Source organism: Myroides odoratus, from assembly GCF_001549985.1.
GTDB lineage: Bacteria > Bacteroidota > Bacteroidia > Flavobacteriales > Flavobacteriaceae > Flavobacterium > Flavobacterium odoratum_A.
This window is the reverse complement of sequence record NZ_LROZ01000007.1, coordinates 180,916-193,341: the sequence shown is the minus strand read 5'-3', so window position 1 is coordinate 193,341 and position 12,426 is coordinate 180,916. Positions and strand designations below refer to the sequence as shown.

The following is a 12,426-nucleotide window of genomic DNA, read 5'->3' as shown; positions in this document are numbered from 1 at the left end:
CGATGTATATTTAAGTATAAAACAATGGGAGTAACAAAATCAGAATTATTTAGTGATAAAAAGAATAGATTGTCGCTTATGTTTAAGGTTTTAGGGCATCCAGCAAGACTTGCCATTCTTCAGTATATTATCAATCAAGATGCTTGTATTTGCAATGATTTGGTAGAAGAACTTGGATTAGCTCAAGCCACTATTTCTCAGCACTTAAAAGAGCTTAAAAATAGTGGACTTATAAAAGGGACTATTGAGGGTAAATCCGTTTGTTATTGTATTGACAATGTAGCTTGGAATGAATTCTTCAAGGAGTTTGAATTCTTCTTCGCTCAAAAAATACAATCAAAGGATTGCTGTTAATATTTTTTATTCAACATCATCGTGATATTACGATATTAAAATAATTTAAAACAGATAAAATATGAAATTATCAGAAGTAAAAGTAGTGTTAGAAAAATTAGATCGAGTAGATTTTCAATTTGAAGATGGGACGTTTGTAGCAGAACACTTCCATGTAACAGAAGTAGGTCAAGTGACAAAGAAATTTATCGACTGCGGAGGAACAATAAGAGAAGAGGTTAAAGTAAGCTTTCAATTGTGGAATGCAGATGATTATCAGCACCGTTTAAAAGCTGGTAAATTGCTTAATATTATTCGATTATCAGAAACAAAATTAGGTATTGTTGATGCGGATATTGAAGTAGAAGTTCAAGGTAAAGAAACAATAGGAAAGTATTTCTTAGAATTTAATGGAACTCACTTTCTATTAAAAAATACATTGACTGCTTGTTTAGCTGAAGATGCTTGTGGAATTACACCAAGTGATCAGGTAAATCAAACTAGTTGTTGCGATTCTAACGCTGGATGTTGTTAATCTTAAAAAAGGTAAAAGATGTATAAAACATTATCAACTACAATTAGTATTATGCTTGAATCAAGAGTGATAACTAATCATAGAAAAGAAGTTTTAGCTCCTTTACTGGCATACATTCAAGCTAAGGTTGATTCAAAATCTCCAATTCGAATCAATTTTATCTGTACACATAATTCAAGAAGAAGTCATTTGACTCAGATTTGGATGCAAGTAGCGGCTAGTTACTATGGTATTCCAAATGTTACTTGTTATTCAGGAGGAACCGAACAAACAGCTATGTATCCCATGGTTGCTACAGTTCTGAAAGAACAAGGGCTTGATGTATTTAAAATTGCAGAAGGAGAAAATCCTATTTATGCGATAAAGTATGGGGATAATGAAGTTCCTATTATTGGTTTTTCTAAGAAGTACGATGCCGCTTTTAATCCAAGTAGTGATTTTGCAGCGGTAATGACTTGTTCACAGGTGGATGAGGGCTGTCCTTTTATAGCAGGTGCTGAGCGCAGAATCCCTATTACATTTGAGGATCCGAAGGTATTTGATGGAACGGAAAACCAGCAAGTAGGATATTTTAATCGAAGCCTTGAAATTGCAAGTGAAATGTTTTACATCGTATCACAAATTAAAAAGTAAGTTATGCAAGTTAGAATGAAATTTTTAGATCGATACTTAACCCTTTGGATTTTCTTGGCGATGGGGATTGGTGTTTTGATTGGAAATGTATTTCCAAGTGTTTCTAATGTGATGGATAAACTGTCTATTGGAACGACCAATATTCCGTTAGCTATAGGATTAATCATCATGATGTATCCTCCACTGGCAAAGGTTGATTATAATCTATTACCATTGGCTTTTAGGGATAAAAAAGTCTTAGGTTTATCTCTTTTCTTAAACTGGATTGTAGGACCTGTTTTAATGTTTGTTCTGGCTATTATTTTCATGCGTGATGAGCCTGATTATATGGTAGGGTTGATCCTTATTGGTTTAGCCAGATGTATTGCCATGGTGATTGTATGGAATGATTTAGCAAAAGGTAATCGAGAATATGCAGCCTTACTGATTGCATTAAATAGTGTTTTCCAGGTGCTGTTTTATAGCTTCTTTGTTTGGCTTTTTATCAACGTATTACCTTCTTATTTTGGATTTGCTGATTATGCTATTTCAATTAAGATGAGCGATGTTATACAAAGTGTGCTTATTTATTTAGGAATTCCATTTTTAGCAGGTTTTTTAAGTCATAAGTATCTCATTAGAATAAAAGGAGAAGCTTGGTTTACGCGCAAGTTTATCCCTTTTATTTCACCCTTTACTTTATATGCTTTACTGTTTACCATTGTGCTTATGTTTAGCTTAAAAGGAGAGCAAATTGTACAATTGCCAATGCAAGTTATCAAAGTTGCTATTCCGCTTGTTGTCTATTTTGTTTTGATGTTCTTTGTTAGTTTCTTCGTAAACAAGTCAATGCATGTGGATTATGATAAAAATGCAGCTATTTCTTTTACTGCAGCAGGTAATAATTTTGAACTGGCTATCGCTGTTGCTATTGCCGTATTCGGAATTCACTCGCCCCAAGCTTTTGTAGGAGTTATCGGACCTTTAGTTGAAGTTCCTGTACTGATTCTACTTGTACGAGTGAGTGTATGGATGAAAAAGAAATATTATACAAAGGAATAAAATAATTGCGTTAGCATTTTTGAACCCATTTTAAAATCTTTTCCTGATAATTGTTGTTCTGGTGAATTTAGATATTCTATGAATTCATTAATACCTGAACATACATGCTCGCTCCATAATAAAACTTGGTTCATAAAAACTTTCCAGATCAACAGCAGCATGATAAGTATCGCATCCTCGTTTAAAGAGGAGATTGTATGTAAAGAAATTAAAATGGAGAGGTAAACAAAAAGGAGGTACCCAAGCAATCACAGATTGCCTAATCCCTTGTTTAAAAGATTTAGTTGCAATTACTTTGATAACGAGTTGGGGTCTAGTTTTTTATGTTCTGCTCCCCATTTTCCCAAAGCCTTAATAATTGGCGATAGTTTTAATCCAATAGAAGTTAATTCATATTCAACGCGAGGTGGCACTTCAGGATATACGGTTCTAAAGATAATATGATGCTCTTCTAGTTTGCGTAATTGAAGCGTTAATACCCGTTCTGTAATATTAGGTAGAACCTTTTTTATCTCTCCAAAACGCATTTTCCCTTCCAGTAAATAACAACAAATAGCCATGGTCCATTGTCCTCCAATTATACTTGTGGCATATACCTCATCACATTCATTTTCAAGGGCTTTTTTGTTTTCGAAGTGAGTAGAAGTCTCCTTAATTTTGGTCATACTTACTTTTTTGATAGTATCTAACAATTGGGCGTAAAGGTACAAAAAGCGGTTTGAACTCCCTATTTTTGCAGGAGTAATAACGATTAATGCGAAGAAATGATGCGTACATTAGTGATTTTAATCCATCCTAATTTTGGAGAATCTATTGTAAACAAGTTATGGATAAAGGCGTTAGAGCAATCTCCTGAACTATACTTTATTCATAATTTACACACCGCATACCCGGACGGAATAATTGATGTTCAAAAAGAACAAGAATTGATCGAAGCCTATAACCATATTGTATTTCAATTTCCTTTTTATTGGTTTAATTGCCCGCCTTTGTTTAAAACTTGGTTAGATGAAGTATTGACCTATGGCTGGGCTTATGGTAGTCAGAGTGGTTACAAAATGAGTAAGAAGAAAATAGGATTAGCTATAACCGCAGGGATTGAGGAGAAGGAGTATCGTGTGGAGGGGAAGTATGCCTATACGCTAGAACAACTATTAGCTCCTTTTGAAGTAACGTTTAACTATATTAAGGCTGATTATCAAGGATTCTATGCGTACTATGGTATCGAAAAGGATAGCTCAATAGAAACAATAAAAAATAGTATTGCTCCTTATCTGCAATTTATAGCCACAGTATAATATTAAAATAGCATAATGAAATTAGAATTATATCAAATAGATGCTTTTACCGAACATATTTTTCAGGGAAACCCAGCTTGTGTTGTTCCGCTGAAAAGTTGGTTACCTGATGAGGTATTATTTAAAATAACAAGAGAGAATGCTGTTGCAGAAACCGCTTTCTTTATTGATAAGGGCGATAGAATTCACTTGAGATGGTTTACTCCAGAGATAGAAATGGATCTATGTGGACATGCTACATTAGCTACAGCACACTGCCTGTCGAGTATATTAAATTACCCAAAGGATAGCATCGTATTTGAGACCAAGAGTGGCGAGTTAATCGTAGAGGTTAAGGATGGGATGTACTATATGGACTTTCCTTCAAGAATGCCAGAGGCTTCATCCTTACCAGATGTGATTGCTAGAGCACTGAATATACAGCCTAAAGAAGTTTTTAAATCTAGAGATTATCTTTTAGTATATGAATCAGAGGAAGAGGTAAAGAATATTAAAGTGGACCAATCCATTTTAGATTTAATCAATCTTGATCCAGGAGGAGTAGTCGTAACATCGGTTGGAGTAGGGAGTGATTTTGTATCGAGATATTTCACTCCTCAATCTTCTATTCTTGAAGATCCGGTAACTGGATCGGCCCATTGTTCTCTTATTCCCTTTTGGTCATCGCGATTAGGAAAACAGACCCTTTTTGCAAAACAAATATCAGAAAGAGGAGGAGAGTTGTTTTGTGAAAATAAAGATGAAAGAGTGATCGTAGCAGGTAAAGCAAGAACGTATGCTACCGGATACTGCTGGACAGAATAATACCATACAAAAACGAGGATAAGTCTGGCTTATCCTCGTTTTATTATTTTGCATCCGTATAGGCTACGTCGTATAGACCATTTGGTTTTAGATAGATGATATGATCCTTAAAATCCATAAAGGTAGTAAAGCGTTTAAGCACTTCATTTCCCAAAATATGTATATTCTTATTTTGGATTGGTTTATGCGAGGTCAATTGTTGTGCAGGTATGTTTTTCAAACAGTAATCTCCTAATTTTAATTGCTGAAGGTTAGCCGTTATGACAGGTATTTCATTTCCTGTAGCTCCTCTCATTATACTGGTTTTTATCACCTCCATCTGATCAAACGGAAAGTGGTTTTCCTTCATCAAATCAGTATCAAGCATTACAGTTCTATTAAATCCCGTGTCAAACAAGAATGCATCCTTGTTTTCTACCTCATGATGCATGATGCTACTTTGCACTAAAAACACATTGTCAACGTAGTTAATCACAAGCTTCGTATAAGCAGGGTCTTTGGTTACATAGTCAGGAAGCTGATGGTGTACAACTAGGATGTTTTGATCATAATTCACCTCTACGACCTGTCCGTTGAATAAATCCCACCCAAAACGCCCATCTGTATCATTGCCTGCCAATGCTGCATCATATAACCTGGTTTGATAGGTTTGACTACCAATTTTTACTTTGTACAGGGTGTGGTATAGATTGACCGTAGACTTAAATTTATGCTCTAAGGTGTGGTGCGTCAAGGTCAACTCACTACTTCCTGTATCAAAATTAAGATTGAGTGTATCTATTTCGTTCACTATTGCTTTGACATATAGGGTGTTGTGCTTGTTTAGTATAAAAGGAATTGTATCGTTCGTATTATTGGTCTGTGCAACAGCTTGCATGCCAAAGTATCCTAAGAATAGTAAAGAGAATAAGTGTTTCATTGGTGTTGATGTAAAAGTGTTTTATGGTCGTATCGAAGATACTATAATCGATATGATTTTTTTGTAATACATTAGTAAAATAAGACCTAGAACTAATAACTAAGTTTTCAGCCTTAAGTAGTAAGATGTTTTCTGAATTATAGCTTTAAAATACACCATCTTATTTCAAAAAATCAACTATTAACTAGTATATTTGATTTTGAATTAAACAATCTCAATCATGGTATAACACTTTTAAATTAGGTGATTATCTTAATTTAGATTAGTTAATAAAGTATACAGAGTAAAAAACTCAACCCTTTTTAAAACCATATTTATGAATTTATTATTCTCATACGGTACTTTACAGTACGAAAAAGTTCAATTGGAAACTTTTGGTAGAATCTTACAAAGTGAAAAAGAGGTTCTGCTGGGATACAAATTAGATTATATCGAAATTTTTGATGAAGAAGTATTAAAGAAATCAGGACAACAATTCCATCCTATTCTTTCACTTAGTGGAAATCCCAACGATAGGGTAGAAGGGGTACTCTTAACGCTGACGGACGAAGAATTGGCTCATGCAGATGCCTATGAAGTGGATAACTATAAACGCATAAAAATAGCATTTCTGTCGGGTAAAGAAGGGTTTATCTACATTGAGAAATAAGGTGGTGAGAGGGTGAGAAGGTGAGAGGATGTTGTGAACGTCCCTGATATAGGTAGCACCAGTTCAAAAGCTTCATTAGCATGAGGCGTTATGCGGGTAAATTGCATCCACGGGTACATTTCCCTAATCCCCTTGTTACGCTGAACAAAGGGAATGATGGCTTCGGTTTCACTACTGCTGTATTTTATTCGATTACGTAAATCAATTGAGGTGCTCCTGCATCGTGTTCACCTACCGCAAGATAAAAAGGTTTTTGGATCGGAAGAGACTGGAAAAGCTGTTCCTGATGCGCGAGTAATAAGGTGTGGTGGGTGTCGATATAAGCCGTAACTTCAAAGAGTGCATATAGATCCATGACATCGTCCCAATCTTCAAAATCATATTCTTTTCCTTGAATTTCTTGTGTTAAAACATCCAGTAGAGGAATCACACAAGCAGGTAAATTACTCCTGTTTTCAATATAATGAAAGCGATCATCCAGGATTTCAAATTGAGGTAATTTCTTAGATGGATAGCGAAAGTCGATGGCAAAAGAAGTAAACTCACCCCCGTAAAGACCATCTTGTTCTAAATATAATAAGTTGAATGCTGTTGTTGAACCTTTGGTGTATTTTTCGTTTAACCAATAGTCCATAACATTTTGCCTCAAGTCATAAAACATAGTTTCGATTGCTTCATTTCGATTGTGGTCTTTCCATCGTTGGTAAAACTCCTTTTGTATGTTATTTCCTGTTTGTTCAATACGATTGCAAACAAGCTGTTCTATTTGTTTTTCTTTGGCGCGTAATTGGTCGAGGATGATTTTGTTTCTCATGATTAGTCTATTCTCCGCGAAAGTACAAAAAAGGGGGTAAGAACTCCAAAAAGGACGTTCAGATTACCCGTTTTCTTGTTGTAGCACGTGTTTATATTGCGTGACTTTGTTTATTTTTGCACCAACAAATAATCCCGCTTTTTATTTCTTCCAACGACAAGGAAAAATACTCCTCTTAGGTAAGAGGTAGAAGGATTGCGCTCGATATTAAACGATCGTACTAAAAACGAACCTTTAATTTGACTCATGATTTACAACCAAGAAGCCTTTGATATTCGGATGGACTGGGGATATGGTGGAGTAAGAGAATTAGCTCCCATATCGGATGTTATTATTATTGTTGATGTTCTTTCCTTTTCTACTTGTGTAGATATTGCAACGGCTCGAGGGGCTCTTATTTATCCCTACCGTTGGAAAGACGAATCGGCGATTTTCTATGCTCAAGAAATGGAAGCAGAATTAGCGGATTTTAAACGAAAATTTACTGCTGGATTTTCATTATCACCAACTTCATTAACAGCGATTGAAGCACAAACAAAGTTGGTCCTTCCATCGCCGAATGGAGCAACACTAAGCTTGGCAACGGGATCGACGCCAACCCTATGCGGAAGCTTGCGAAATGCAGCAGCAGTAGCTGCTCAAGCAAGTGAGTATGGAAACCGAATTGGTATCATTGCAGCAGGAGAGCAATGGCCCGATCAATCTTTGCGAGTTGCTTTTGAAGATGCAGTGGGAGCAGGAGCCATTATTTCGTATTTAACAGGAACATTATCACCTGAAAGTAAAGCTAGTTTAGCCATTTTTGAAAGTGCTAAATCTTCTTTATTAGCTGATATTAAAAACTGTTGTTCAGGTAAAGAATTAATCGAACGAGGATTTGAACAAGATATTGACTTAGCTTGTGATTTTAATGTTAGTTCGCATGTTCCTCTTTTGAAAGAGGGACGTTTTTATGTTGCCACTCATTCATACTAATGTAGGGTAAAACGGAGTAAAAACAAATTATTCAAAAAATAGATTGCCCAATTATTCCATTTTTTAAGTTCTGTACAAATGGTCTTTTGTAAATGTTTTATTCGTGATTATACACTTGGATTAGCTAACGGTCTATTTATTTTTGTCTGTATAGAATGGCACATAAATTGTATTTCATTTAAGGTAAATCTAAATCATATTAGAAGTAAAAGCGAAGGAAAAGGACTAAAGATGCATGGATTAGACTTGAATTCCAACTGCTTTTAAGCTTCGTACCATAGTAAAATTTTTTTCGATAATCCTGCTGTAGGATTTTAAACCCAACAGATAATTTTAGCCCAGAAGCACTCTTGTTTAAGAGTGCTTCTTTATTTTGATTCAACTCGTTGAAGGTACATGAAAAGGTTGAATGGAGGCCAAAAAAGCATCAGATTCTCTTGCTGCCAATTTCTAGCTAAGCCATTCATCGTGGGAGTCATTTTGTATTCTCAATTGCTATCTAGGTGCCCGCTCTTCACTGCCAAAAGCTGAATAAATTTACAATAGGAGATTGGTTTTCAGTGCTTTGATTACCTTGTTTTTTTAAAAAGTTTATCCATTCAGAAGAGGAAGCATAAAAAAAAAGCATGAAATTTCTTACATTTAAAACTAAAAGACTCGAACATGAAAGCAAAAATGACTAGCGTATGCTGTGTATTAAGTGTGGTGTTAATCACAAGTTGTACCAATAAATCTACAATGAACGATGTTGTACCCATTCACGATACGTTTAAACTACAATCAAAGGAACTAAAAGAAGAAAGAGTAATCAATGTATGGACGCCCAGAGATTATGCCAGCGGTCAGGACTCCTTGCCTGTGATTTATATGGCTGATGGCGGAATAGCAGAGGATTTTCCACATATAGCTCATACAGTAGAAGCGTTGATTCTGGAACAAAAAATTCCTGCTGTTATTTTAGTTGGAATTGAAAATACACAGAGACGAAGAGATTTAACTGGATTTACAACCGTTGCAAAAGACAAAGAAATTGCGCCAGAGGTAGGAGGTTCCCAACGGTTTAGAGCTTTTATAAGAGAAGAGTTGGTTAAGGAAATTGATCAACGATATCGAACAAAAGCTGAAAAAACGATTTTGGGAGAATCGGCTGCTGGTTTATTTGTACTAGAAACCTTCTTTTTAGAACCAGAGCTATTTACGAACTACATCGCATTTGACCCTTCGTTGTGGTGGAATGATCATTATTTAGTTCGAACGGCAAAAGTCAATCTAGAAAAAAATAAACCATTGGAAAAAAAGCTGTGGTTTGCTGGATCTAATGCTACAGATATTGCTCCTTATACGAAGGAATTAGCAACCATTTTAACCGAGAATAAAGATGATGCCTTGCAATGGAACTATGTTGATGAACCAAATGAAGGGCATACAACAATATTTAGAGCAACGAAAGCACGCGCTTTGATTTGGGCATTGAATGATAGCAAGTAATCGTGTAATTGAATATGTCGTAAATACAATAAACGGATGTAATTAATGAGGTGAAAGGTTTTTGATTGCTTTTTTATTACTTATTTGTTTTGTTTTTTTGTTAACTTTAGAATTATTTGTTATTAAATAATCACTAAAGAATAATATTTTAAAAAAAGCAAAAATGAAAAGAATTCAAAAAACCGTTGTATGGTTACTCCTCTCAATGAGTGTATGGTCAATTGGGTGTTCAAATGATGATACAACATCATCGTCAACGCCTAGTGTCTATGTTTCAGAGTCGAATTATACATTAGATCAACTAGAAGAAGCGTCGAGTATTAAGATTATGACGTATCAAATGCCTGGGATTAGAGGACAAGAGGTAGAGGCAACCGCTTTGGTTTTTTATCCCAATGTACCCAAGCCTGCAGATGGTTGGCGCATGGTGATGTGGGCGCATGGAACTGTAGGGATATCGGATGATTGTGCGCCAAGCAATAAACCAATTAGTGCGAATTTTAAAGTTTCGTTGAAGCGAATTTTACAAGAAGGCTATGTGGTGGTTGCTCCAGATTATGAAGGATTAGGTACCCCAGGTATTCATCCGTATTTAAATCTGAAGAGTGAAGCATTGTCTTGTATTTATGCCGTTCATGCGTTGAAACAAAAGTATTCGAATGACTTTCAGGGAGATTGGATCTCTTCAGGTCAATCACAAGGTGGACAAGCTTCTTTAGGAGTAGCAGAATACGCAAGTGAGGATGCTTCTTATAAAGGCGCTATTGCAGGGGCACCTGGTTCAAATTTAGGAAAGATTATACTAGAAGTAGCTCCCAATGCATTAAGAGCCTTAGAAGCTCAAGAAAATAGAGCCAATCCTCCGATTCCATTAGAAGAGCGAAATTCAGTAGTTACGTATGCCACCCTATTGGCTTATGGTGCCTTATCTGGTGTGGGACTGAAAGCGGAGCATCCGACTTTTGATTATACGGTTATGTTTAAGGGGAGAAGTAAAGCCTTTGCCTCTTTAGCAGAAGGTAGCAATGGAGAGGATGGTTTGTGTTTGGATGGAATTAGAAATGCATATAAAGCAGATATTATCCAATTTATGAAGGAAGAGGAGTCGCGTAAGGTGATGGATTACCCCGGAATCAATGAAGAAGCATTTCAGACGAATAGCATCGTAAAGGCGTCAATTGCCGCAAATCAACCGGGAACAAAAAAAATAGATAAACCAGTTTTGGTGATTCAAGGGACGGCAGATACGAATGTTCCTTATACGATTACACAGGAGTTGGTCGATCACTTAAAAGAATTAGGTTCGCCTCAGGTCGAACTGCTCTTGGTGAAAGGGGCTTCACATACCCAAGCGATTGTTCAGAGTACGGATCAATTAATTGCATTTATCAAGCAGTATTTGCCTAGTAAAGCGAACGATTAGTTGTAGGGAATAACAAAAAATAAAAAAAGTGTTTAGACTTCAGTCTAAACACTTTTTTTGTATGCTTATCTCGTGGTGTATCCACCATTTGCAAATAGGGTTTGTCCTGTAATCCACCATCCATCGGTAACTAAAAATGCTACAAGAGGAACAATGTCTTCAATTTTGGTTAGTCCACCTAAAGCCGATGCTGATTTGTGATAAGCCACTGCATCAGCTGTTTCTTGTCCGTAGAAAAAAGGAGTATCCATAGGTCCAGGAGCTACACCCGTTACCGAGATTCCTCGAGAACCAAATTCTTTAGAAGCCATTCTGGTGAAGTGTTCAACAGGTGCTTTAGCACCCGCATAAGTAGAGTATAAACCAGTATAAGCAGCGAGGAGTGAAGTGACAATGGAACAGATTTTACCGTTGTCATTCAACTGTTTTCCTGCTTCTTGTATGAAGAAGTACGCCACTTTAGCATTGATATCAAACATTTGATCATAGTCTTGTTCCGTTGTTTCTAAAAAGGGTTTTTTGAGTACCATTCCAACGGTATTAATTGCGATGTCAATGCCTCCAAAGCGTTTTTTTGTTTCTTGAAAAAGCACTTTTATGTTTTCCACTTGCGTTAAATCAGCCTGAAATAAAAAAGCCTCTCCACCAAGTGTGGTAATATCCCTTAGTGTTTTTTCCGCTTCCGATTTGCTGTGATCACTATTGTAATGAATGGCTATTTTCGCCCCTTTCGATGCAAAAGTTCTACTTAATAAACCACCGAGGTTCTTCGCACCGCCAGTAATTAAAACTACTTTTCCTTTTAAATCTGTATTTCCCATGTTAAATTGATTTTAAATGTTTTACAATTGATAGGGTAAATTTGAAAAGAATTTAACAGAGAATCATGGTGAACTTTTCGGAAGTTATATCGTATTTATTTTTCTATAATTTCCGGGTGTTATTCCTGTGAATTTTTTAAAAAACTTAGAGAAATTAGAAGGGTCATAGGTGAGCATCGTGGCAATTTCTGCAATAGAATAATTGGTGTTTACAATCATCTCTTTGGCCTTGTTAATTATTTTTAAATCATAAAAATGACAAGGATGATGGCCGGTTTCCTTTTGTAAGGTATCTGTTAGATGGGTATGAGATATCGCTAAGTCATCTGCTATTTGATTGATTTCTTTAAAGCTAGTTTCAGTCCCTATAAGGACAGCTTCTATATGTTGATCTAAGTAATCAAAATAAGTTTGTTTGATTTCGCTTCCTCGCTTCGAGGTGGCTGTATTCCTTTTCATCCTGTTTTGTTAGACTTTAGCGTATACAAGTTACGATGTTTTTTTGAATAGATGGAAATAAACGAGTCTATTTAAAAATCGATGGATGTAAAGAGAGCGTAGGACTACGCAGTAAAAGAGTGGTCAAAGAACCAAGAACACCATCTTTTCGAACGGAGAATTCAACACTCAAAACGGTTTATCATTTGCTGTGAGGGAGCAAAATCTAGTTCAGTCCCAACGGCTATGTAGGAC

The 12,426-nt window shown here is 36.0% G+C and carries 15 protein-coding genes; 10 read left to right on the top strand and 5 right to left on the bottom strand.

The genetic code is table 11. The features are described from left to right. The first annotated feature begins 24 nt into the window (after positions 1–24). From AWV75_RS10000 to arsB, 4 genes are all read left to right on the top strand, one after another. Entirely contained in the window at positions 25–354 is a 330-nt protein-coding gene (locus AWV75_RS10000) for an ArsR/SmtB family transcription factor (protein ID WP_060873482.1), read from the top strand. Between the two features lie 61 nt (positions 355–415). Then, positions 416–868: a DUF6428 family protein gene (locus tag AWV75_RS09995; RefSeq protein WP_060873483.1), complete on the top strand. Its 453-nt coding sequence runs from the start codon at positions 416–418 to the stop codon at positions 866–868. Positions 869–886: 18 nt separating this feature from the next. Further along, entirely contained in the window at positions 887–1,501 is a 615-nt protein-coding gene (locus AWV75_RS09990; RefSeq protein WP_060873484.1) for an arsenate-mycothiol transferase ArsC, read from the top strand. A 3-nt stretch (positions 1,502–1,504) separates the two neighbouring features. Beyond that, positions 1,505–2,542 carry an ACR3 family arsenite efflux transporter gene (arsB, locus tag AWV75_RS09985; RefSeq protein WP_060874220.1) on the top strand — a complete coding sequence of 346 codons (1,038 nt, stop codon included), beginning with the start codon at positions 1,505–1,507 and terminating at the stop codon, positions 2,540–2,542. Between the two features lie 290 nt (positions 2,543–2,832). On the opposite strand, the gene AWV75_RS09980 is transcribed toward arsB, so the two are convergent. Further along, entirely contained in the window at positions 2,833–3,207 is a 375-nt protein-coding gene (locus AWV75_RS09980) for a winged helix-turn-helix transcriptional regulator (RefSeq protein ID WP_060874219.1), read from the bottom strand. Between the two features lie 102 nt (positions 3,208–3,309). On the opposite strand from AWV75_RS09980, the gene AWV75_RS09975 reads away from it, so the two are divergent. Both AWV75_RS09975 and AWV75_RS09970 read left to right on the top strand, forming a co-directional pair. Beyond that, positions 3,310–3,840, top strand: a complete 531-nt coding sequence (locus AWV75_RS09975) for an NAD(P)H-dependent oxidoreductase (protein WP_060874229.1) — start codon at positions 3,310–3,312, stop codon at positions 3,838–3,840. A 15-nt stretch (positions 3,841–3,855) separates the two neighbouring features. After that, the gene (locus AWV75_RS09970) at positions 3,856–4,644 is read left to right on the top strand and encodes a PhzF family phenazine biosynthesis protein (RefSeq protein WP_060874218.1); all 789 of its coding nucleotides are present in this window, start codon (positions 3,856–3,858) and stop codon (positions 4,642–4,644) included. A gap of 43 nt (positions 4,645–4,687) precedes the next feature. Here AWV75_RS09970 and AWV75_RS09965 read toward each other — a convergent pair whose 3' ends face one another. Then, a complete protein-coding gene (locus AWV75_RS09965) occupies positions 4,688–5,563 on the bottom strand; it encodes a clan AA aspartic protease (RefSeq protein WP_060874217.1) in 876 nt (291 codons plus the stop codon). Positions 5,564–5,879: 316 nt separating this feature from the next. Here AWV75_RS09965 and AWV75_RS09960 point away from each other — a divergent pair, with 316 nt between their 5' ends. Then, positions 5,880–6,212 carry a gamma-glutamylcyclotransferase family protein gene (locus AWV75_RS09960; protein WP_060874216.1) on the top strand — a complete coding sequence of 111 codons (333 nt, stop codon included), beginning with the start codon at positions 5,880–5,882 and terminating at the stop codon, positions 6,210–6,212. A 184-nt stretch (positions 6,213–6,396) separates the two neighbouring features. Here AWV75_RS09960 and AWV75_RS09955 read toward each other — a convergent pair whose 3' ends face one another. Continuing rightward, positions 6,397–7,026: a hypothetical protein gene (locus tag AWV75_RS09955; protein ID WP_060874215.1), complete on the bottom strand. Its 630-nt coding sequence runs from the start codon at positions 7,024–7,026 to the stop codon at positions 6,397–6,399. A gap of 246 nt (positions 7,027–7,272) precedes the next feature. Here AWV75_RS09955 and AWV75_RS09950 point away from each other — a divergent pair, with 246 nt between their 5' ends. The 3 genes from AWV75_RS09950 (at position 7,273) to AWV75_RS09940 (ending at position 10,912) form a co-directional block, all read left to right on the top strand. Next, entirely contained in the window at positions 7,273–8,001 is a 729-nt protein-coding gene (locus tag AWV75_RS09950; protein WP_060874214.1) for a 2-phosphosulfolactate phosphatase, read from the top strand. 663 nt (positions 8,002–8,664) lie between these two features. Then, positions 8,665–9,489 carry an alpha/beta hydrolase gene (locus AWV75_RS09945; RefSeq protein ID WP_060874213.1) on the top strand — a complete coding sequence of 275 codons (825 nt, stop codon included), beginning with the start codon at positions 8,665–8,667 and terminating at the stop codon, positions 9,487–9,489. A gap of 163 nt (positions 9,490–9,652) precedes the next feature. Beyond that, on the top strand, positions 9,653–10,912 hold the full coding sequence (locus tag AWV75_RS09940; RefSeq protein ID WP_060874212.1) for an alpha/beta hydrolase family protein: 1,260 nt from the start codon (positions 9,653–9,655) through the stop codon (positions 10,910–10,912). A gap of 65 nt (positions 10,913–10,977) precedes the next feature. On the opposite strand, the gene AWV75_RS09935 is transcribed toward AWV75_RS09940, so the two are convergent. Both AWV75_RS09935 and AWV75_RS09930 read right to left on the bottom strand, forming a co-directional pair. Continuing rightward, the gene (locus tag AWV75_RS09935; protein ID WP_060874211.1) at positions 10,978–11,733 is read right to left on the bottom strand and encodes an SDR family oxidoreductase; all 756 of its coding nucleotides are present in this window, start codon (positions 11,731–11,733) and stop codon (positions 10,978–10,980) included. Positions 11,734–11,817: 84 nt separating this feature from the next. Continuing rightward, the gene (locus tag AWV75_RS09930) at positions 11,818–12,192 is read right to left on the bottom strand and encodes a helix-turn-helix domain-containing protein (RefSeq protein WP_060874210.1); all 375 of its coding nucleotides are present in this window, start codon (positions 12,190–12,192) and stop codon (positions 11,818–11,820) included. Between the last annotated feature and the right edge of the window lie 234 nt (positions 12,193–12,426).

Coding starts and splice junctions, on each gene's coding strand:
- AWV75_RS09955 (WP_060874215.1), bottom strand. CDS start 7,026: ATGAGAAACAAAATCATCCTCGACCAATTACGCGCCAAAGAAAAACAA.
- AWV75_RS09935 (WP_060874211.1), bottom strand. CDS start 11,733: ATGGGAAATACAGATTTAAAAGGAAAAGTAGTTTTAATTACTGGCGGT.
- AWV75_RS09975 (WP_060874229.1), top strand. CDS start 3,310: ATGCGTACATTAGTGATTTTAATCCATCCTAATTTTGGAGAATCTATT.
- AWV75_RS09970 (WP_060874218.1), top strand. CDS start 3,856: ATGAAATTAGAATTATATCAAATAGATGCTTTTACCGAACATATTTTT.
- AWV75_RS10000 (WP_060873482.1), top strand. CDS start 25: ATGGGAGTAACAAAATCAGAATTATTTAGTGATAAAAAGAATAGATTG.
- AWV75_RS09995 (WP_060873483.1), top strand. CDS start 416: ATGAAATTATCAGAAGTAAAAGTAGTGTTAGAAAAATTAGATCGAGTA.
- AWV75_RS09990 (WP_060873484.1), top strand. CDS start 887: ATGTATAAAACATTATCAACTACAATTAGTATTATGCTTGAATCAAGA.
- AWV75_RS09950 (WP_060874214.1), top strand. CDS start 7,273: ATGATTTACAACCAAGAAGCCTTTGATATTCGGATGGACTGGGGATAT.
- AWV75_RS09940 (WP_060874212.1), top strand. CDS start 9,653: ATGAAAAGAATTCAAAAAACCGTTGTATGGTTACTCCTCTCAATGAGT.
- arsB (WP_060874220.1), top strand. CDS start 1,505: ATGCAAGTTAGAATGAAATTTTTAGATCGATACTTAACCCTTTGGATT.
- AWV75_RS09965 (WP_060874217.1), bottom strand. CDS start 5,563: ATGAAACACTTATTCTCTTTACTATTCTTAGGATACTTTGGCATGCAA.
- AWV75_RS09930 (WP_060874210.1), bottom strand. CDS start 12,192: ATGAAAAGGAATACAGCCACCTCGAAGCGAGGAAGCGAAATCAAACAA.
- AWV75_RS09960 (WP_060874216.1), top strand. CDS start 5,880: ATGAATTTATTATTCTCATACGGTACTTTACAGTACGAAAAAGTTCAA.
- AWV75_RS09980 (WP_060874219.1), bottom strand. CDS start 3,207: ATGACCAAAATTAAGGAGACTTCTACTCACTTCGAAAACAAAAAAGCC.
- AWV75_RS09945 (WP_060874213.1), top strand. CDS start 8,665: ATGAAAGCAAAAATGACTAGCGTATGCTGTGTATTAAGTGTGGTGTTA.